General features: G+C 35.0%; 20 protein-coding genes, 1 tRNA gene and 2 riboswitches. Of the genes, 1 reads left to right on the top strand and 20 read right to left on the bottom strand.

Annotated features, from left to right (window positions below; translation table 11 throughout):
• Window positions 1-21: 21 nt before the first annotated feature.
• The 9 genes from TMATH_RS03120 to TMATH_RS03080 all read right to left on the bottom strand — a co-directional run bounded on the left by TMATH_RS03120 (window position 22) and on the right by TMATH_RS03080 (window position 9,064).
• Entirely contained in the window at window positions 22-1,404 is a 1,383-nt protein-coding gene (locus TMATH_RS03120; RefSeq protein WP_013149946.1) for an NCS2 family permease, read from the bottom strand.
• A gap of 191 nt (window positions 1,405-1,595) precedes the next feature.
• A riboswitch (purine riboswitch) is annotated at window positions 1,596-1,697 on the bottom strand.
• An 85-nt stretch (window positions 1,698-1,782) separates the two neighbouring features.
• Window positions 1,783-3,321 carry a glutamine-hydrolyzing GMP synthase gene (guaA, locus tag TMATH_RS03115; RefSeq protein ID WP_013149945.1) on the bottom strand — a complete coding sequence of 513 codons (1,539 nt, stop codon included), beginning with the start codon at window positions 3,319-3,321 and terminating at the stop codon, window positions 1,783-1,785.
• 14 nt (window positions 3,322-3,335) lie between these two features.
• Window positions 3,336-4,790 (bottom strand): IMP dehydrogenase, encoded by a 1,455-nt coding sequence (gene guaB, locus TMATH_RS03110; RefSeq protein WP_013149944.1) that lies wholly within the window; start codon window positions 4,788-4,790, stop codon window positions 3,336-3,338.
• A 135-nt stretch (window positions 4,791-4,925) separates the two neighbouring features.
• A riboswitch (purine riboswitch) is annotated at window positions 4,926-5,027 on the bottom strand.
• Window positions 5,028-5,220: 193 nt separating this feature from the next.
• Window positions 5,221-5,297: transfer RNA gene (locus tag TMATH_RS03105), tRNA-Arg, on the bottom strand.
• Between the two features lie 100 nt (window positions 5,298-5,397).
• Window positions 5,398-7,020 carry a chaperonin GroEL gene (gene groL, locus TMATH_RS03100; RefSeq protein WP_012994686.1) on the bottom strand — a complete coding sequence of 541 codons (1,623 nt, stop codon included), beginning with the start codon at window positions 7,018-7,020 and terminating at the stop codon, window positions 5,398-5,400.
• A 14-nt stretch (window positions 7,021-7,034) separates the two neighbouring features.
• Window positions 7,035-7,319 carry a co-chaperone GroES gene (gene groES, locus TMATH_RS03095; protein WP_003866817.1) on the bottom strand — a complete coding sequence of 95 codons (285 nt, stop codon included), beginning with the start codon at window positions 7,317-7,319 and terminating at the stop codon, window positions 7,035-7,037.
• 232 nt (window positions 7,320-7,551) lie between these two features.
• The gene (locus tag TMATH_RS03090; protein ID WP_013149943.1) at window positions 7,552-8,529 is read right to left on the bottom strand and encodes a hypothetical protein; all 978 of its coding nucleotides are present in this window, start codon (window positions 8,527-8,529) and stop codon (window positions 7,552-7,554) included.
• 78 nt (window positions 8,530-8,607) lie between these two features.
• Window positions 8,608-8,802: a hypothetical protein gene (locus TMATH_RS03085; RefSeq protein ID WP_012994684.1), complete on the bottom strand. Its 195-nt coding sequence runs from the start codon at window positions 8,800-8,802 to the stop codon at window positions 8,608-8,610.
• A gap of 76 nt (window positions 8,803-8,878) precedes the next feature.
• Window positions 8,879-9,064 (bottom strand): hypothetical protein, encoded by a 186-nt coding sequence (locus TMATH_RS03080; RefSeq protein WP_012994683.1) that lies wholly within the window; start codon window positions 9,062-9,064, stop codon window positions 8,879-8,881.
• Window positions 9,065-9,376: 312 nt separating this feature from the next.
• On the opposite strand from TMATH_RS03080, the gene TMATH_RS03075 reads away from it, so the two are divergent.
• Window positions 9,377-10,615 carry a S8 family peptidase gene (locus tag TMATH_RS03075; RefSeq protein WP_012994681.1) on the top strand — a complete coding sequence of 413 codons (1,239 nt, stop codon included), beginning with the start codon at window positions 9,377-9,379 and terminating at the stop codon, window positions 10,613-10,615.
• A 12-nt stretch (window positions 10,616-10,627) separates the two neighbouring features.
• Here TMATH_RS03075 and TMATH_RS03070 read toward each other — a convergent pair whose 3' ends face one another.
• From TMATH_RS03070 to TMATH_RS03025, 11 genes are all read right to left on the bottom strand, one after another.
• The gene (locus TMATH_RS03070) at window positions 10,628-11,041 is read right to left on the bottom strand and encodes a HutP family protein (protein ID WP_013149942.1); all 414 of its coding nucleotides are present in this window, start codon (window positions 11,039-11,041) and stop codon (window positions 10,628-10,630) included.
• Window positions 11,042-11,052: 11 nt separating this feature from the next.
• The gene (locus tag TMATH_RS03065; protein WP_013149941.1) at window positions 11,053-11,748 is read right to left on the bottom strand and encodes a DUF554 domain-containing protein; all 696 of its coding nucleotides are present in this window, start codon (window positions 11,746-11,748) and stop codon (window positions 11,053-11,055) included.
• Entirely contained in the window at window positions 11,749-12,642 is an 894-nt protein-coding gene (locus TMATH_RS03060; protein WP_012994678.1) for a DNA-3-methyladenine glycosylase family protein, read from the bottom strand.
• A 216-nt stretch (window positions 12,643-12,858) separates the two neighbouring features.
• Window positions 12,859-14,499, bottom strand: a complete 1,641-nt coding sequence (locus tag TMATH_RS03055) for a glutamate synthase-related protein (protein ID WP_013149940.1) — start codon at window positions 14,497-14,499, stop codon at window positions 12,859-12,861.
• 332 nt (window positions 14,500-14,831) lie between these two features.
• Window positions 14,832-16,223, bottom strand: coding sequence for an NADPH-dependent glutamate synthase (gene gltA / locus TMATH_RS03050; RefSeq protein ID WP_013149939.1), 1,392 nt, complete (start codon window positions 16,221-16,223; stop codon window positions 14,832-14,834).
• On the bottom strand, window positions 16,213-17,058 hold the full coding sequence (locus tag TMATH_RS03045) for a sulfide/dihydroorotate dehydrogenase-like FAD/NAD-binding protein (protein WP_028992685.1): 846 nt from the start codon (window positions 17,056-17,058) through the stop codon (window positions 16,213-16,215). The genes gltA and TMATH_RS03045 overlap by 11 nt, the downstream gene beginning before the upstream one ends.
• 1 nt (window position 17,059) lies before the next feature.
• The gene (locus tag TMATH_RS03040; protein ID WP_013149937.1) at window positions 17,060-17,890 is read right to left on the bottom strand and encodes an Asp23/Gls24 family envelope stress response protein; all 831 of its coding nucleotides are present in this window, start codon (window positions 17,888-17,890) and stop codon (window positions 17,060-17,062) included.
• 353 nt (window positions 17,891-18,243) lie between these two features.
• A complete protein-coding gene (locus TMATH_RS11555) occupies window positions 18,244-18,375 on the bottom strand; it encodes an AgrD family cyclic lactone autoinducer peptide (protein ID WP_013149936.1) in 132 nt (43 codons plus the stop codon).
• Window positions 18,376-18,629: 254 nt separating this feature from the next.
• Window positions 18,630-19,211, bottom strand: coding sequence for an accessory gene regulator B family protein (locus tag TMATH_RS03035; RefSeq protein ID WP_013149935.1), 582 nt, complete (start codon window positions 19,209-19,211; stop codon window positions 18,630-18,632).
• A complete protein-coding gene (locus TMATH_RS03030; protein ID WP_013149934.1) occupies window positions 19,207-20,070 on the bottom strand; it encodes a sensor histidine kinase in 864 nt (287 codons plus the stop codon). Before TMATH_RS03030 ends, TMATH_RS03035 begins: the two co-directional genes overlap by 5 nt.
• 19 nt (window positions 20,071-20,089) lie before the next feature.
• Window positions 20,090-20,800 carry a LytR/AlgR family response regulator transcription factor gene (locus TMATH_RS03025; RefSeq protein WP_013149933.1) on the bottom strand — a complete coding sequence of 237 codons (711 nt, stop codon included), beginning with the start codon at window positions 20,798-20,800 and terminating at the stop codon, window positions 20,090-20,092.
• Window positions 20,801-20,812: the final 12 nt, after the last annotated feature.

Genomic DNA, 20,812 nt, shown 5'->3' with positions numbered 1-20,812 from the left:
TTACTAATTGGGGGCTTATTTTTACTCTGACAAAGTTATAAATCTCAATATGAATAAAATTGCAAGAACATAAACTATTGGGTGAATTTCTTTTGCCTTTCCTGAAGCAATTTTTACGATAGGGTATGCAACAAGACCTGCAGCAATACCATTAGCAATGCTAAAAGTGAAAGGCATAGCAATTATAGTAAGAAAAGCTGGCATAGCCTCTGTAAAATCTTCAAAACTTATCTTTTTAATAGAGCCCATCATCAAAACGCCAACAATAATAAGAGCAGGAGCAGTTGCCTCTGTAGGAACAAGCAAAGCTATTGGTGAGAAAAATAGTGCTACCAAGAACAAAATGCCTGTCACAAAAGCAGTAAGTCCCGTTCTACCACCTTCTGCAATACCTGCAGCACTCTCAACGTAAGTAGTCACAGTAGAAGTTCCCAAAAGTGACCCTATCGTGGTAGCAATAGCATCCGCCATTAGTCCTTTTTTCATATTAGGCATTTTACCATTTTCATCTAACATTCCTGCTTTTGATCCTGTTCCTATAAAGGTCCCTATGGTATCAAATAAATCTACAAAAGCAAAAGACAACACTACATATAGCACACTTGTAACTAAAGAAATAAAGCCGATATTCTCACCAATTCCCAAAAGCCCTTTTATATCGAGTTTGAAAAATGTAGGTGCAAGACTTGGTGGCATTTTAATTATGCTAAAATCAGAGGGTAATTTCACTATTCCAGTAAAAAGTCCCAATACTGTAGTTATCAATATGCCAAGAAGTATTGAACCTTTTACGTTTCTTGACATCAATATCCCGGTTATAAAAAGTCCCGCAATAGCAAGAAGTGTCCCAGGATTAGTTAAATCACCAAATCCAATGTATGTTGCTTGATTTGGTACAATTATTCCAGAATTTTTAAGTCCAATAAAAGCTATAAATAATCCTATACCCGCACTTACTGCATATTTTAAAGACAAAGGAATAGCATCGACAATCATTTCACGTATTCCAGTCAAAGTAATCAAAATAAATATAATTCCTGAGAAAAAAACTGCAGCTAAAGCCTCTTGCCAAGTATAACCCATTGTCAAAACGACTGTATAAGTAAAGAAAGCGTTAAGTCCCATTCCTGGAGCTTGTGCAAAAGGGTAATTGGCATACAAAGCCATCATAAAAGTGCCAATAGCTGCTGAAAGACAAGTTGCTACAAATACCGCTCCTGCATCCATCCCTGCTTCTTTTAGTATAATGGGGTTTACAAACATAATATAAGCCATTGTTATAAATGTGGTAATCCCAGCTAATATTTCTGTTTTTACATTAGTACTATAGTTTTCTAGCCTCCATATCCTATTCGCTAGATTCTCTAAAGAATTTTTGTTTCTCATTTTACTCACCTTTTCCATCATAATCCTCCTCTTCTATATTATTTTGCAACTTGTGGGACAATTTAAAACAAATAAACCCGGCAAGAATAGATTTCCCATTAAGTTAAGATACGAGTGAAACCTATCCTCCCGGGCTTTTGTCCCTAAGGTGTGGTATATAAAAATATACCTGTACCGCTCGGTCCGAACACCTACAAATAGGCTGGAACCCTAGGTACACTTTCACTCATAGTCGAACAATTTACGGTTGTTCGGTAGAGACTCTCGAGCCATATTCTCGAGATTATATGAGTGAAATTTATTCAGTTGTCCTGTTTTTATCTTATCAACTTTTTTAATATTAGTCAACCCCATTTGCGAATTTTTAAATAAAAAATTAAAATAATGTTCGGATTTTTATTCCCACTCTATGGTTGCTGGAGGCTTTGAAGTAATATCGTAAAGCACTCTGTTTACTCCTGGGACTTCATTAGTAATGCTTGTTGATATGCTTTCCAAAATTTCATAAGGAAGCTTTGTCCAATCCGCTGTCATTCCATCGTAGCTATCTACTACCCTCAAAATTATGGCATAAGCGTAAGTTCTTTCATCTCCCATAACTCCAACACTTTTTACGCCAGGCAAAACTGCAAAAGATTGCCACACTTTATTATACCAGCCAAATTTTTTCATCTCTCTTAGAACTATGCTGTCAGCTTGCCTTAAAATTTCTAACTTTTCTTCTGTAACTTCTCCGAGGATCCTGACTGCAAGGCCTGGGCCGGGGAATGGCTGCCTATATAATATTTCCTCAGGAATTCCTAATTCTTTTCCTACTTGCCTCACTTCATCTTTAAAAAGCATTTTCAAAGGTTCAATAAGTTCAAAGCCTATATCTTCAGGCAAACCTCCCACATTGTGATGGCTTTTAATAGTGGAAGATACACCATTGCCACTTTCTATTACATCAGGATACAAAGTCCCTTGCACCAAAAACTTAACGTCTCCTATTTTTAAAGCTTCTTCTTTAAAAACTTCTATAAAAACATTACCAATAATTTTTCTCTTTTCTTCTGGATCCGTAACTCCTTTAAGCCGTGACAAAAATCTATCCTTTGCATCTACCCGGATTATGTTCATGTCATAATTCTTTCTAAAAGTTTCGATAACCATATCTCCTTCATTTTTCCTTAAAAGCCCAGTATCAACAAAAATGCACACCAATTGGTCGTGAATGGCTCTGTCTACTAAAACAGCAGCAACCGAAGAATCTACACCACCAGACAGAGCGCATACAGCTTTGTGCTTTCCTACTTTTGCTTTTATTTCTTTTACTGTCTGCTCAATCAAAGAATCCATTGTCCAATCTGCCGCACAATCACATACTTCAAATAAGAAATTTCTTATGATCTCTGTTCCTCTATGGGTATGTGAAACTTCAGGATGGAATTGAACTGCGTACAATTTCTTTTCTACATTCGCAATAGCTGCAATTGGGCAATTGTCAGTAGAAGCTACCACCTTAAAATCTGGAGGGGGAAGTTCTATGTGATCAGTATGACTCATCCAAACAATAGTGTCTCTTTCTATGCCTTTAAACAAAGGGATAGTATTGTTTAAAACAATTTCTGTCTTGCCATATTCCTTCACAGGTGCTGGAGCAACTTTTCCACCTAAAAGCTCTGTCATAAGTTGTGCACCATAACATATACCTAGCACAGGATATCCTAATTCGAAAATCCGCTTATCGCATTTAGGAGCATTTTTTGCATATACACTAGCAGGTCCTCCAGAAAGAACAATTCCCTTTGGCTCTTTTTTTCGTACTTCCTCTGGAGAAATATTGTAAGGAACAATCTCGCAAAAGACATTTGCTTCTCTTATTCTCCTCGCTATTAATTGTGTGTATTGGCCTCCAAAATCTAAAACTAACACTACTTCCCGTTTAATCCCCATTAAAATCCTCCTCTTTATCTCAAATTATAATTAGGAGCTTCCTTTGTAATAATTATATCATGAGGATGACTTTCAGTTAATCCTGCCTGTGTTATTTTTACAAACTTTGTTTTTGTCCTAAGTTCTTCAATATTGCGAACACCACAATATCCCATCCCTGCTCTTAAACCACCAACTAATTGATACACTGTATCTTTTAAAGGTCCCTTATAAGGTACTCTTCCTTCTACCCCTTCTGGTACAAATTTTGTTACATCTTCTTGGAAATATCTATCTGAGCTTCCTTCCTTCATTGCTCCTAAAGACCCCATGCCTCTGTAGACCTTATAGCTTCTTCCTTGATATATCTCTATTTCGCCGGGACTTTCTTCTGTTCCTGCAAAAAGGCTTCCCAGCATAACTACAGAAGCTCCCGCCGCAATGGCTTTTACAATATCACCTGAATACTTAATCCCTCCATCTGCAATTATAGGAATACCGTATTTATCAGCTTCTTGAGCACAATCGTAAATAGCAGTGATTTGAGGAACTCCTACTCCAGCGATCACTCTCGTAGTACAGATTGACCCTGGTCCAATGCCAACTTTTACGCAATCTGCCCCTCTCTCTATCAAATCCCTCGTGGCTTCAGCAGTAGCCACATTTCCTGCTATCAACTGCAGTTCTGGATATTTTTCTTTTATTTTAGAGACAGCATCTAAAACCCCTTTAGAATGACCGTGAGCTGTATCTATCACGATAGCGTCTACACCTGCTTCTACTAATGCTTTGACTCTATCCATCATGTCTTTTCCAACACCGACAGCAGCCGCCACCAGAAGCCTTCCTTTACTATCTTTTGCCGCATTCGGAAATTCAACCGCTTTTTCTATATCTTTTATAGTAATAAGCCCTTTTAAGACGTTGTTTTCATCTACTAAAGGTAATTTTTCTATTTTGTGTTTTTTTAGTATCTGCCTTGCTTCCTCTAGAGTAGTTCCAGGAGGAGCAGTAACCAAATTGTCTTTTGTCATAACTTCTTTTATTGGTTTATTCAAATCATCTTCAAATCTTATATCGCGATTAGTAATTATTCCTACAAGTTTTGAATCAACAGTGATAGGTACTCCTGAAATTTTATACCTCGCCATAAGTTCAGCTGCGTCCTTAATAGTATGGTCAGGAGTAAGCGAGAAAGGGTCCGTTATGACACCATGTTCTGACCTTTTGACCTTGTCAACCTCTAAAGCTTGTCTTTCTATAGACATGTTTTTGTGAATTACACCTATGCCACCTTCTCTTGCTATAGCAATTGCAAGTTTGGATTCTGTAACAGTGTCCATTCCAGCACTCATCAAAGGAATGTTTAAAGTAATTTTTTTAGTAAGCTTTGTTTTTAAATCCACATCTTTAGGAAGAACATCAGATTTAGCAGGAATTAAAAGAACATCGTCAAAAGTTAAACCCTCTTTAACAAACTTTTCCTCCATATTTTACATCTCCCTTTTTAATTTTATTATAACATATCATTAGCAAAATTTTTTTGAACGTCATAAAATTTACAAAATTACCGTGGTCGTTTATAAATAAAAGCCCGAGGGTAGAATTTTCCTCAGGCCAAAAAGGCAACAACAAATTCCACCCATAGTAAAGCAGTTTACGGCTGCTTTGTAGAAACTCCCGTGCCATATTCACGGGATTATATGAGTTTCTTTAATAAAACTATTAACTTGTTAGATGAATAGTTTATTATTCAATATAACAAATTTACTTTGCTATGTCAACAATACAAAAAAACTGCGTTATCCATGTCAAGACTTTGTACCTCAAACATCCATTTTTACACGAGCAATCCACAAAAAAATTAAAAGGATTCTGACTTCTGGTCAGAATCCTTAACATTTCTGTTTCCCAAAACAATGGTGCGCCCGAGAGGACTCGAACCTCCGGCACGCAGTTTAGGAAACTGCTGCTCTATCCTGCTGAGCTACGGGCGCTTAAAAACTTATTACAGAAGTATTTTATCAGACAATTATAAAGCTGTCAAGGCCAAATAACTAAAAAGGGGACCAAGCTTTCGCTTAGACCCCTTTTTAATTACATCATATCCATTCCTGCACCGGGATTAGGTGTTGTATTCTTCTCTGGTATATCTACCACTACTGCTTCTGTTGTAAGTATCATTGAAGCAATTGATGCAGCATTTTGTAAAGCTGTCCTTGTAACCTTTGTTGGGTCTACGATACCTGCTTTGAACATGTCTGTAAACTCTTCCTTGTAAGCATCATATCCGAAGTGAGGATCTTTAGCAGCCTTTATTTTTTCTATTATTACAGAACCATCAACACCAGCATTTGCTGCAATTTGCCTTACAGGTTCTTCTAATGCCCTTAAAACTATTTTAGCACCTGTCTTGAAATCGCCATCTAAAGAGTCAACTACTTTTTGCACATCTTCTATTACATTTAAAAGTGCAATTCCGCCACCGGGTACTATACCTTCTTCTACTGCTGCTTTTGTAGCCGCCAATGCGTCTTCAATTCTGTGTTTCTTTTCTTTAAGCTCTGTTTCAGTCGCAGCACCAGCTTGAATAACAGCTACGCCACCTGCTAATTTTGCCAATCTTTCTTGTAATTTTTCTCTATCATAATCAGAAGTAGTTTCTTCAATCTGAGCTTTAATTTGATTTACTCTCTTCTTAATTTCTGCAGCATCGCCTGCTCCGCCTACAATTGTGGTATTCTCTTTTGTAACTTTCACTTGTCTTGCACGGCCAAGCATATCTAATCTCACATCTTTTAAGTCGTAACCTAATTCTTCTGAAATTACTTGACCACCTGTGAGTATTGCTATATCTTGTAACATTTCTTTTCTTCTGTCGCCAAAGCCAGGAGCTTTTACTGCAACACAAGTAAATGTACCTCTCAATTTGTTGACAACTAATGTTGCCAAAGCTTCTCCTTCTACATCATCAGCTATAATAAGGAGTTTTTTACCCTGTTGTACTATTTGTTCCAAAAGTGGCAACAAGTCTTGGACATTTGAAAGTTTTTTGTCTGTTATGAGTATAACAGGCTCCTCTAATACTGCTTCCATTTTTTCAGCATCAGTTACCATGTATGGAGAAATATATCCTCTATCAAATTGCATTCCTTCAACAACCTCAAGGGTTGTACCTAAAGTCTTTGATTCTTCAACAGTTATAACTCCATCTTTACCTACTTTGTCCATTGCTTCGGCAATGAGATTGCCTATCTCTTCATCAGCAGCAGATATAGAAGCAACGTGAGCAATTGATTCTTTATTATCAATAGGTTTGGATATCCTCTTTAACCCCTCAACTGCAGCATCTACAGCCTTCGCAATACCTCTTCTTAAAAGCATTGGGTTAGCTCCTGCAGCAAGGTTTTTGAGTCCCTCGCGAACCATAGCCTGAGCTAGAAGCGTTGCAGTGGTTGTACCGTCTCCTGCAACATCGTTAGTTTTTGTAGCCACTTCTTTCAAAAGCTGCGCACCTTGATTTTCAAATGGATCTTCTAATTCAATTTCTCTTGCAATGGTAACACCATCATTTGTAACCGTAGGTGAACCATATTTTTTGTCCAATACTACATTACGCCCTCTTGGACCCAATGTAACTTTTACAGTATCTGCAACTGCATTAACTCCTCTTTCTAATGCTCTGCGGGCTTCTTCTCCATATTTGATCTGTTTTGCCATTTTCAACTACCTCCTTATTCTATAATTGCTAAAATATCACTTTCTCTTAAAAGTAGATATTCTTCCCCATCCAACTTAACTTCTGTCCCGGCATACTTGGAGAAGATCACTCTATCGCCGACTTTCACTTCTAACTCTACCTTTTTGCCGTCTATGTATTGCCCTGTTCCTACTGCAACTACTTCACCTTGTTGTGGTTTCTCTTTTGCAGTACCTGGCAAAATAACTCCACCTTTTGTAACTTCTTCTGCCTGAATTACTTTGACTACAACTCTGTCTCCAAGTGGTTTTAATCTCATATACCTTATCCCTCCTCCTTTATTTATTAGCACTCAACTTATGTGAGTGCTAATCCCAATCTCTATATTAATTTAAGTAATTAAACATATCAAACTTTATTATAGCCTATTTTAGGCCATATAGTCGTATTATTTATGATTTTACCCAAATATTTTAATTTTATGCCATTATTTATTGATTTAAATTGTGTTTCTATAATTTGTATTTTTAAATAAAAAATATAGGGAAAATTTATTCCCCTTTTTCTAAGTCACTTTTTTCTTTATTAGACAAATTAACCAAACCCTGTTGCTTCAGATAATTTATCATATTATACATGTATTGCTGTTGTTCTTTTGTAAGCATAGATTTTAAATTGTTTATAGCTGCTAATTGCTGTTCAGACATACCTTGAGGAAGTAAATTTTCTTCCTTATTTGGCAATTCCTGTTCCATTTCTTCCTCATCTTTTTCTCCCTCTTTTAGGTCAACTTCTATTTCTTTTATTTCTTCGCTTTTTTCTTCTTCCTCCTCTGTTATTTCTTCATAAAAATCTCTGGTTGCTTGTTGAGATTGTTTTTTCTCCTCTTTCATACTGTTCATAATTCCTTCTGCTTTGTTTAATACCTCTAATAATTTTATATTCTTTGCAATTTTATCAGTTTCCTCTATTTTTTCTTCTGGTATTATAGGCCGTATAGCTTCATAAATATCTACTATTTTATCAAAAAAGTTATCTTTATCCTCTTCTTTTGTGTATTTTTCTAGTCTTTGTTGCAAGTTCTTTAATGCTTCGTGGAATTTTAAAAACTTATCTATTATAATTTGCTTGTCTTCTGCAATATAAGGTTTTATTGCTTTTAAAATCCCTATTTTGTCTACCTGAGTTTTGTCCATTGCCTCAATTTCTTCTTGGGAAAGATTCATTAAATCTTTTTGTATCTCAATTATCTCTGCTATTTTAGAAAAAATATCTACATAATATTGATCTCTTTTGCATAAATAGGGCTTTACGCTTTCTACAAAATTTTTACTTTTTGTTACCATTTCATACACATTAATTGTCGACTTTTTATCTTCTTGTGGTAGTAAGAACTTACCATTATCATCAGAACCTGAGGAAGGTACAGTCTCATTTTTCTCTCTTTCTACACCCATCATTTGAAATCTCACAAAAGCTACTATTAAAAGTTCTATAGCCAGTATTTTTAATAAAATCTCTCTTTGCAAAACAAATTCCCCCTATTTTTAATCTCTTACTAAATATATGAAAGGGGCTAGTCTATTATTATTAGATTTCCCGTAATTTTAAAGATTTGCGTTACTAAAATTAATACCTGTTAATAACCAAAAAAGATTCTTTGCTTTTTTTCGCGGTTTTTCTTCCTGTAAAATTACAAGTATTAAAAAGAAAAACAATAGACTTTCAAGCTCAAATCTTACATCCAGTATCAAAGTTAAAACTACAAAAAAGAAGAGCAGAGTATCTCCAGAAAAAGACATATATTATCACTCCATATATAATTTATTAAATAATTTAAGTAAAAAGGGCTCTATCGCAGGATAGAGCCCTTTAAAATTATTTGACCTCATTTAAAAACCAGCCTAACCCACCATTCATTATTATTACAAGGAGTATAAAGAAGAACAACAATGTCTCTAAAGACCATGTTACATTAAGCCACTCTCCGCCAAGTGCTAATACAAGTATCAAGAAGAAAAACAGCAAATTGCTTTGCCCAAAAACTGAACTTGTTCCTGCCATATTGATCCCCCTTTATAAAAAATTTTAATGTTTAATTAGGCTTTTGGTTCTTCAACAATAAATCCTGGGATAAACAAGCAGATTAACAATATGATGATTATGATCCAAAACCATCCAAATCCCCATCCTGCTCCACCTTTATCTACTGGCATAAATATTTTCCTCCTTTCAAATTTCATCTTTTACTATGTGGGTCTTTAACGACCTACTACATAATATGACATAACTTTATACGGTGACACTTTTTAAATTTCCACTAACAATTTTTTATATTTCACATATTGTGTTAATAGCATGAAAGGAGGTGCGCTAATGAATCTTATTCCTATAATTGCTTTTTCTAAAATAGCAAAGGAAATTTATGTATCAAATAAAATTGATAAAAGACTTCTAAAAAAAGCAGTATATCTAAGAAGTGAATGTGTCCCTGGAATATTATATTCCCATTTACCTTATTACATCTTAAAAGAAAAAATCGAAAAATTAGGAGGTAGCATAAAATTCGAACTGCCAATAATCAAAGGCTGGTCAGTAAATTTACCTTGTGATAAACTAAAAAATCTTGCAGCATTAAAGGGAGTTTATTTTATAGCACAAGATTCAACTGTTAAACTGCAGCTTTATATTGCCACCCAAGAAATTGCCTCTCGAAAAGCGAACGATTTAGGATACTCCGGTAAGGGAGTGACAATTGCCTTTTTAGATACCGGAATATATCCTCACCCTGATTTTACCAAACCAAAAAACCGCATAGTAGCATTTCACGATGTAGTAAATGGAAAAAAGCAACCCTATGATGACAATGGTCACGGCACTCATGTAGCTGGTGATGCAACGGGGAATGGATATGCTTCTGGCGGCAAGTACAAAGGCGTAGCTCCAGAAGCCAATATAGTAGCAGTAAAAGTATTAGATGCTTATGGCAGGGGCTTATCCTCTGACATATTAGCAGGAATGCAATGGATTTTAGATAATAAAGACAAATACAATATACGAGTAGTTTCTCTCTCAATAGGTGAAACTCCTTCCCTTCCTACTTTTTTAGATCCTTTAGTGAGAGGAGTAAATACTCTTTGGAGAAATGGATTAGTAGTAACTGTTGCAGCTGGAAACTCAGGCCCCAATTACAACACAATAACTTCCCCTGGCAACAGTAAAAATGTAATAACTGTAGGAGCAGTAGATGACAAAAGGACCTCCGACGTAAGCGATGACGAAATAGCTCAATTTTCTGGAAGAGGTTCACCTTATCTATATAAACCAGACATAGTAGCACCGGGTGTAAAAATAATTTCTACTGCCTCAGGAAACATTCCTTTTGGCGCAGATGAAATCATGATAAATAAAGCTTATAGAACAGCGACAGGGACTTCAATGGCAACTCCAATGGTAGCAGGAGCAGCAGCTCTACTTCTTGAAAAAAATCCTAATTTGACAAATGTACAAATAAAAAATATTTTAAAAGCAACAGCAGTAAAAATTGACGATGCAGGTCTATGGACACAAGGAAGTGGAATGATAAACATAGAAGAGGCTTTAAAAAAAGCATGAGGGGGTAACCCCTCATTTTAATGACCTGTGACCTAAGCCTATGGCTACTTCATTTAAGTTTAGCATACCTACTGCAAAAAACACGCAGACACAAAGATGCTCATCAGCATAGGCAATGCCTATTTTGCCACCTACATTGAGTCCCATAGCTTTGTTCATGACTTGTACAGCAGCCTCATGCGCCGCCCCTGCTACAGCTCCTTCTGCAGCATGAGTTTCCTCTATAATTCCTTCTCTCTTAGCCGCTACTACCGCTCTTTCAATAATTTTAGATATAGAATTTACGTATTCTCCACCATAGTTAACAGCTGCCACCTTAACTCCCTGTTGCCAATATTTGTGTTTTAAACTCTCTTCTTCTTCTCTCGTTGACATAGCCATTTTTACAGCAATTCTGGCTACGTCAATGCTTTTTAGTTGTTTCATATTCGCACCGCCTAAAATCTTTTTATAATATTTAGCAAAAATTGATAAAAAATGGGTATAAAAATAGCCGGCAGCAAATTTCCTACTTTTATGTTTTTTATTTCTAACATATTTAAAGAAATAGCAAATATCAATATTCCACCTACAGCTGTCATGTCATTTATAACTGTTTTTGTTAAAAGTCCTTGCAAAAAAGATGCTCCCAGCGAAATAGACCCTTGATACAAAAATACAGAAACAGCTGAAAAAGCAACACCTATTCCAAAAGTGGAAGCAAAAATTATTGAAGAAATTCCATCTAAAACAGATTTAGCAAATAATATACTGTGGTCTCCTGAAAGTCCATCCTTCAAAGCACCTATAATTGCCATAGCACCAATGCAATAAACTAAACTTGCTGTCACAAAACCTTTGCTAATTGTAGAACTCTTATCTTTACTTAATTTTTTTTGCAACACATCTCCCAACTTATTTAAATGTTCTTCAATATTTAAAGCTTCTCCTACGATCCCTCCTATTACGAGACTTATAATTACTACCATTAAATTACTAAACTGAAGTCCATTGGAAATTCCAATTATCATCACGCTTAACGCTACTCCTTGCATGACAATATTTTTAAACCTTTCTGGAATCCCTACTTTAAGGAGAGTACCAATAGTGCCACCCACAATTATTGCAATTGAATTTACAATAGTTCCTACCATTTACTTCTTCCTTTCGTTAAAGATCTTTTTCCCCATCTCCCTACCATAATAGAATAAATACTGTTGAGCAAAACCAGATAAATCTCCAAACTTATCTATCGCAAATAATTGAATTTCTAAAGGAGTCCCCTCTCTTTTTAAATACAAATATTCGACAATTCTTTTTATCCATACATCTGTAGGAAAAGTATCGTATCTACCTATAGAATACAAAATAACACAATCTGCAACTTTCGGACCAACCCCGTTTATATTCATAAGAATATCTCTTATCTCATTAGTGCTGTATTCAAACAATTTTAAAAGATCGATCTCTCCAGAAAAAACTTTAGAAGCCGCATCCAGTATATATTTCGCCCTAAAGCCGCATTTTGTTTTGGCAATTGTGTCTACATCAAACATAACCAATTCTTCTGCTTTAGGAAAAGTATAATAAATTTTTCCTTTATACTCGATTGGCTCTCCAAAAGAACTGGCGAGATTTTCTATGACTTTTTTTATTTGAGGTATCCTATTGTTTTGTGAGATTATAAAAGAGACTAAAGTTTCCCATGTGTCTTGGCGTAAAATCCTTATACCTTGCCCATATTGAATTGCTTCTTTTAATATGGGATCTCTTGAAAGATTTTCTTTTATTTTTTTATAATCCCTTCCTAAATCAAAATAGTCAAACCAAATGTCATAAAAGTCATTTAAATCTGTATTGTCAATTATCAACATGTCTTCTTCCAATTTCACGTTTACCACTCTATCGTAAGCAACCCCTGTATAGCTCCCGTCCTCTTCTTCATTCCATCTAAAACACTGTCCGCATTCAAAAGTCTCCTTAAGATTAAAATCTTCAATCCCCCTTACAATAACCTTTGTCCCCTTTTCTTCCACACTATATTTCATCTTCCTCACCCACATTGAGTTTATTTACTTACTAAATATCATATTTCTCTGTCCTGTTAATTATTATTATATAATTTTTTCTGTACAAAAAAAAGCCGAAAACCGGCTTTTTCTTAAATAAGTGTATAGATATATACCACTTAAAGAATAATTGAAAGAATATTAAAGAAGAAAACATCACAAAAAGAATAGAGGCTCCATGGAGAGACTATTATTTTAAGAATTTAAAATATCTCTCGCAACATCATTTCTTATATCTGTGATAAAGGGTATCCCAGTTTCCCTTTCAGTTTCCCGGTTGACCGAAGCAATATCTTCTCTTGAAATTGCTTTTAGAGAAAACTTTCTTGCCCCCGCCATTAGCTGCTGCAAACCTGCAGCCAATTTATCCGCTAAAGTCCATACGGCTATAGCTCCATAAGGTATATTTTTCATTTCATTTTCTCCCACTTTCTTTTTCACCTCATAGTAACCTGCGAAAATTTCCTCTGCTTTGAGGCCGAGCTGAGAAACCGTCGGCGGCAACTTGTCCCAATTTCCATTTACCTTGCCTTTCCTTTCCGGATGCAGTACCCCTTCTATATTCGAACCTACAAAGGCTGGTATCATCAATGCTCTTCCCATGCAAACTAACTTTGTAAATGGTGCTCCCAGGGCAAGGGCTTTAAAAATATGGTCTTCTCTTGCAAAACCACCAGCAAAGGCCATATCAACCACTTTCTGTCCTTTATTTGCGAGGATTGATGCGTACTCATATGCTTTCGAATGCAGAAGTATAGACGGAACACCCCATGTCTGCATCATATTCCACGGACTCATGCCAGTTCCGCCGCCTGAACCATCGATTGTGAGTAGATCAAGTTTTGCTTCGGTAGCAAACTTTATGGCCATAGCTAAACTATCCATACTATAGGAGCCAGTTTTTAATGTGATTTTTTTATACCCGATTTTTCGCAAGTACTCTACGGTTTTCATAAATTCTTCTCTTACTTCTTCAGGAGAAGATAGATGAGTATATCCGAGTCTACTGTGCCTTGCAAAAGATTTTACAGCACCATTTTTAAATCCTTCAACAATTTCAGGCTTTTCTGGATCAGGATCCACGATATAACCCCTCTTTTTTAAGAAAGTAGCATATTCAATATCCTTAACTTGAATTTCGCCACCAATACTCTTTGCACCTTGTCCCCATTTAAGCTCTATTATTACCTTATCACCGTACTTTTCAATAACATATTCTGCCACACCATTCCTTAAATCTTCTACATTCACCTGGACAATAATAGCCCCATATCCATCAAAATAACGAAGATAAGTATTTATTCTTCTGTCTAGTTCCGGTGCTTTTCTAATTCTACCATTTTCTATTACTGCCTCCTTATCAATACCTGCCACATTTTCGCCTATTACTATCGGAAAGCCTACAAGAGCCGCACCTATAGCTAATGGGTCCCAATACTTTGCTGCAATAAAAGTCGACCCGAGAGCACCAGTCATAATAGGAATTCTTGATTTTGTTTTTTCTTCACTGCCAAATTCAGTTTCAATATTTACATTTGGGAATATGCAGTCATCAGAAGAATCGGAAATATTTTGGTCCAACCCATAAGCGCCATAATTATACCCCATTATCCTCAATGAATTGTAAGATACGCCAATAGACGTTGTGTTGTTACTTCCGGCTGTTACCATACCAAAATCTCTAGGATACAACATTTTTCTGCCCAGAAGACTGGAAAGCCATGTTTCGCACTTCCCCTGGCAATCCGCCATGCAAAGTGTACACAAGCCGGATTCCGATGGATTTCCTCTGTTTACTGTCCCTAGTACATCATTTGATTTTGACCATATGGTCATTGCAATTACCTCCTGTCTCAATATTTTGTAATTAATTCAATTAAGCTTTTAAAATCTCATTTTTTCGGTAAATTAGGTTGTTTCAATGTCTAAATAAAGGCCCGTATAATAATACATTTAAGTGCATTTTATCACATTTTTTTCTTTTGTAAAAGTTTTTTTATTGTAAGCTTTCTATTTTTTTAATCATTTTAAAAAAAATATACCCGTTTATGGGTATATTTTACAAAACATCTTAATCGTTATGCCATTTCTCATATTATTTGTAAATGCTACAAGAAATTTTTGCATAATAATTCATATTTTCTATATTATTTCGATATATATACTGATTATTTTTTATTTCTCAAATACTCATCTATGGCTTTTGCCGCCTGTTTACCTGCTCCCATCGCAAGTATTACAGTAGCAGCTCCAGTTACTGCATCTCCTCCAGCAAAAACACCAGGCTTTGAAGTTTTACCTGTCTCATCGGCTATAATTCCACCCCACCTCTGTACATCAATATCCTTTGTGGTAGAAGGAATTAAATTATTAGGACTTGTGCCTAATGCCATAATCACTGTATCTACTTCTATGGTAAATTCAGACCCCGGTATTTCAATAGGTCTCCTTCTTCCTGAGCTATCAGGCTCACCTAATTCCATTCTTATTACATCCATGCTTTTTACCCATCCATCTTCTGTCCCATTTATCCTTATAGGGTTAGCTAAAAACTCAAATTTTATCCCTTCTTCAACCGCATGCTCTATTTCTTCTAATCTCGCTGGCATCTCTTCTTTCGAACGCCTATATACTACTATTACCTCTTCTACTCCTTCAAGTCTTAGAGCAGAACGAGCGGCATCCATTGCAACGTTTCCTCCACCTATTACAGCTACTCTCTTACCTACTGCAATAGGAGTATCATACTCAGGAAATTTATATGCTTTCATAAGATTTATTCTTGTCAAAAATTCATTAGCAGAATAAACGCCGTTCAAATTCTTGCCCGGAATATCCATTAACTTCGGAAGTCCAGCACCTGTGCCAACGAATACTGCTTCAAAGCCTTCTTCCTCCATTAACTGGTCAATCGTAACTGTCCTTCCTACAACCACGTTTGTCTCAACTTTTGCCCCTAATTTCTTTACTCTTTCTATTTCCGCTTCTACAATTCTCTTTGGCAGCCTAAACTCAGGAATGCCGTAAGTTAAAACTCCACCCAAAGCATGTAAAGCCTCAAAAATTGTGACATCATAACCCATTTTCAAAAGGTCTCCTGCACAGGTAAGCCCTGCAGGTCCTCCTCCTATTATAGCTACTTTTTTATTTTTCTTTTCAGGTTTTACTTCTTCTTCAACATTATTCTCAAGGGCATAATCAGCTACAAACCTCTCCAGTCTTCCAATAGCGATAGGTTTTCCAATCTTATTTAACACACAATTTTTCTCGCACTGCTCCTCTTGTGGACACACCCTTCCACAAACAGCGGGTAAACTATTTGTGCTTTTTATTATTTTATAAGCTTCCTCAAATTCTTTTTTTGTAATAGCCTTTATAAACTCTGGTATTCTAACATGGACAGGGCACCCGGCCACACAAGTAGGCTTAGGGCATTGAAGGCACCTTGAAGCCTCTAGAATTGCTTCCTCCTCTGCATAACCCAATGCTACTTCATTAAAATTCTTTATCCTTTCTTTTGGATCTTGCTCTTTCATAGGAACTCTATCTTTAACGGCCATGGTGACCACCTCCATGCTCATAAAGTTCTAATGATAGTTTTTCTTGTTGTTTAAACATATTAAGCCTTGTCATAGCTAAGTCAAAATTCACAAGATGACCATCAAAAATTGGGCCATCCATACATACAAATTTTGTCTCACCGCCAACTTCAATTCTACAAGCACCGCACATTCCTGTACCGTCTACCATCAATGGGTTCATACTGACTATAGTTGGTATATTGTATTCTTTGGTCATCTTGCAAACATTTTTCATCATTATGACAGGACCAACTGTAATAATATAATCTATTTCTTTATCATTTTCCAATACTTCTTTCAATACATCTGTCACAAAGCCTTTTTTCCCTAGAGTACCATCATCTGTAGCATAATATACTTTGTCGCAGACAGCCTCCATTTCTTTCTTAAAAATTACATATTCTTCACTTCTACCGCCAAGAATTGCTTCAACTCTATATCCTTCCTGATGTAACGCTTTTAATTTAGGATAAAGGGCAGGTATACCAACACCGCCACCAACACCTAATATTTTTTTGGCTTCCTTGGGAACCTCCATAGAATTCCCTAAAGGCCCTACAAAATCTAAAATATAATCTCCTTCATTGAGAGCACCTAACAATTTGGTGGATTTCCCAACTTCTTGAAATACAATTGTAACTGTTCCTTTTTTCGGGTCATAATCAGCGATAGTAAGAGGGATTCTTTCCCCTTTATCATAAATTCTAATAATGACAAACTGACCAGGTTTTGCACTCTTAGCAACTCTTGGCGCTTCAATATCCATCAGTTTGACAACAGGATTTAGTACCTCTTTTCGCACAATTTTGTACATATCACACACCCTTTTCTCCAGAATTTGCTTTTTCAATATGCAGATTTTTTACATAAATGTCCATATTGAGGACATTTAAAGCCGTCATATACTCCAATTGTTTTTTTATATTTTTCATAGCTTCTTTTAAAACAGGCATAATTTGGCATCCATACTTCATTGAAACATCTATTTTTAAAATTATTCCTTCAGGTCTTTTTTCCGTCAAAACTCTATTAACTTTGTAGACCTCCCTAAACAATATAAGTTCATGAGCCACTATTGAATTTATAACACTTTCAGAAATGGTGTATTTCCCTAAGTAACTGTAATTAGGCCTTACTATTGTCTTTTCAAAATAACCACCTTTATTTCTTCTAAAAATCCTGAGAGGGTCTAAAAAATATCCAGAGAACTGCTTTTTAACTTCAAATGTTGGAGCAGGGATAACATGCTTCCCCTCCAACAACCGTTTTTCACGGGCTATTTCAATCTGCTTAGGGGGAACTACATCTTCAATATATACCCTTACACTCACTGGCGGAAGCCCCAATTTTTCGGCTATAGTATCCACCATTTTATCAGAAGTACCTATTATGAGGATTTTATCAGGTTTTGCTTCTTCAATAGCTTTTTTTACTTCCTCTACATGCTTAGAATCAGTAAATAATGCTCTTTTTATAGCTCCAATTTTTGTAGCCTCTTTTTTGGCAGAAACCCCTGCAATTATGTTATTACCTTTTATTAAAATTCCATCATCAATGATATATCTGATGCCATACTTGCCAGCAATAAAAGAAGCATGATGGCTTTTTCCCGTCCCACTTTCTCCAACTAAAGAATAAACCTTCAACAGAGCAACCTCCTAAATAGCAATCTGAAAACCGGCCAATAATCTTTTGAATTGTTTTACAATATTAATTATACGTTTTTATATAAATTTTTCAATTACAAAAAACAGTATTGTTATCCCATCTTAAAAAAACCAGCAATGCATACCCCCCGTCCCTATATCCCTTCAATGCTTATTATAACTTCTCTTTTCTTTTTAAGTCAAGACAATTCTTGAAATGAGAATATTTCATTTTTAAACACTAAAATAAAAAGTGCCGAAAAGCTCGGCACAAAACCAATTTAAACTTATCAAAAACTCAGGAAAAATGTTGAAACCCACGAGGGAAGGGTAGAAAAGATCTTTGAGATGTATTACTTTTTCTGCAAAGCATTAGGAACTTGAGGCTTATAAAACCAGCCGATGCAAGCAGGCGTTACAAGTCCCAATGTACCTAAAAATGTAAGCAGTGTTCCTAACAGTGATAGTGGGTGTATCTTTTTCATCACAAATTCACCTCCCACTTAACTTTATTTAATTATACAACATTTAATACCTTTTGTGTGGATTTCGGAACGAAAGTGTCATTTTTGGGAACGAAAATGCATTTTTCGCCTAAATATATCCAAAGATTTACGAAAAATGCCATTTTTTTATGTAAAAAATGAGATATATTCCTTAAAAAACCATAAAATTTTTGTATAAAAATATATTATTTACCTATATTTACATAAAAATGCTATAAAAAATAAAAAAATTTTTATATCCCTGCTTTTTTTAAAAAAGCATCTGCTATTTCTACAATAGTTTCTCCTAAGGTAGTCCTCATAATAGCTTGTAATGTAAAGCCAATAGATATTAAAAATAATACTTTAACGCCAACTATTGTATTTGCAAAAAACAGAAGAATATTTATGCCAATTAAAAACATGATTACAGCTCTGTAAAATTTATTATTTTTCACCATCACTAAAACTATAAAATATAACAATAAGCTTACAAAAATTTTAAGGTATAAAGAAAAATGAACGTCTACAAATTTTGCTAAAGCAGAAAAAGGTATAAAATAAAATGCTGTAAAAGTTATACACCTATTATAAGTTGTGCAATGAGCTCCTCCTGTATTTATTCTCAGAAAAAGAGCTGAAAACATTATTACTGCAGTGTAAAAGCCAATCCCTAATATTAAAGAAATAGCATAAACTAAAGTAAATTCAATTATTACCCCTAAAATTAAGCTTATACCATATTGTATTTTTGCCATCTCAATATCCGTCAAATTTTGAGTTTTAAACAGTCTTTGTGCCAACGTCTCAGCTAACTTTTCTATATTAATTTCAATCGCCCTCCAAAGAAAATTTAGGAATTTCTACAATAATGTCAAAATAACCTTCCTCGGTTTGAACATCAATTTCGCCTCTATACTTTTCCACTATATTTCTGACAATATGCAATCCTTCTCCTCTTCCTCTACCCTCTTTTGTAGAAAAGCCTTCTTCAAAATAGGTAGATGGTTCTATATCTTTCTGAAAATTATACCTATTCTTTACATGAAATATGTAATCTATTGGATCTTCTTTCAATTCTATAATCATGTATTTATCTTTTTCCATTTCATCACAAGCTTCTATTGCATTGTCTATTAAATTTCCTAAAACCGAGACTAAATTAAGCACATGTTTTTTACTGCATTGGATTTGTGTATCACACTTAAAATCCACTTCAATCCCTTTGCTTTTAGCATTACTTATTTTCGAATAAAGCAATATATCAATTTCATTTATACCTGTGTTTATTGTCACTAAATTTTTGTCAATTTCTTCCATGTACGAAAACAAATAACTTTCCAGTTCACTATATCTTTTTTCCTTGACTAATTCAGAAATAACTATCAAATGATTTTTTATATCGTGGTGATTTTGCCTGTAAATTCGATTTTGTTCTTCTATATATTTAAATTTAATACTATTTATTAAATATTGGCGTTCTTCTTTATTCTTGGCATATAGCCCCCTTAACACAAAAATAGAAAGTCCATTCAATATAAAAATCAAAATTCCTATGAAAATCCTGAACAACTCTTGATTTTTGGGCTGAAATACATCAAGGCTTTTCATAAAATTGTTATTAACCAGTATTACTATCAATACCATTTGCACTACATAAATCATCATCGCATTTTTGTAACTATCTTTAAACATAAAACCTCTTCCAATCTAACTATGATCTGTAAATAGCTTTTATTCTCCTCCTAAATTCTTCATACAATTCTTTAGAGAGATAAGCCTTATAATTTGAACCTTTAAAACATATCTCAAAGGAAGTTCTATTGTTGTCTTTTAATAACTCAACTTTAAAGAGGTTCACTAGAAAAGACCGATTTGTTCTAAAAAACATGTTGCTGTCTAACAATTCCTCTATTTCCTTTAAAGAATAATCGCATATAAATTTTTCTCTGTGGGTATAAACTATACTCCTTTTTTTACTGGCACGAACACAGTAAATCTCCTTTGGATTGACAAGCTTTACCCCGTCTTCCGTTTTAAAAGGAACGACATTTTCTATTTCAAAAAGTTTTTCCTTTATCCTCTCTAAAGTTTCTCTCAGCCTCTTCTCATCAAGAGGTTTCTCAATATAATCAGAGGCATAAAGTTTCACCGCATCTTTTATGTATTCCTCAAAGGAAGTAATAAAAATTATCTCCAGAAAGGGCATGTATTCTCTAATCTTTCTCGCTACCTCAATTCCCGATATTCGTGGTAATCCTATATCTAAAATAGCAACGTTCGGTCTAATTTTAATTAATGCTTCTAATGCGTCTTTCCCGTCTCCCGTAGAATATTCAACACTTACGTCTTCTATTGTTAAAAGAATTTTTGTGAGTTCTTTTCTAAAATTTATATCGTCTTCTGCAACAACTATTCTTAACATATAAATTCATCT

The organism is Thermoanaerobacter mathranii subsp. mathranii str. A3 (genome assembly GCF_000092965.1).
GTDB classification, from domain to species: domain Bacteria; phylum Bacillota; class Thermoanaerobacteria; order Thermoanaerobacterales; family Thermoanaerobacteraceae; genus Thermoanaerobacter; species Thermoanaerobacter thermocopriae.
The sequence above is the reverse complement of the archived record's forward strand: the minus strand, read 5'-3'. Positions and strand labels throughout refer to the sequence as shown.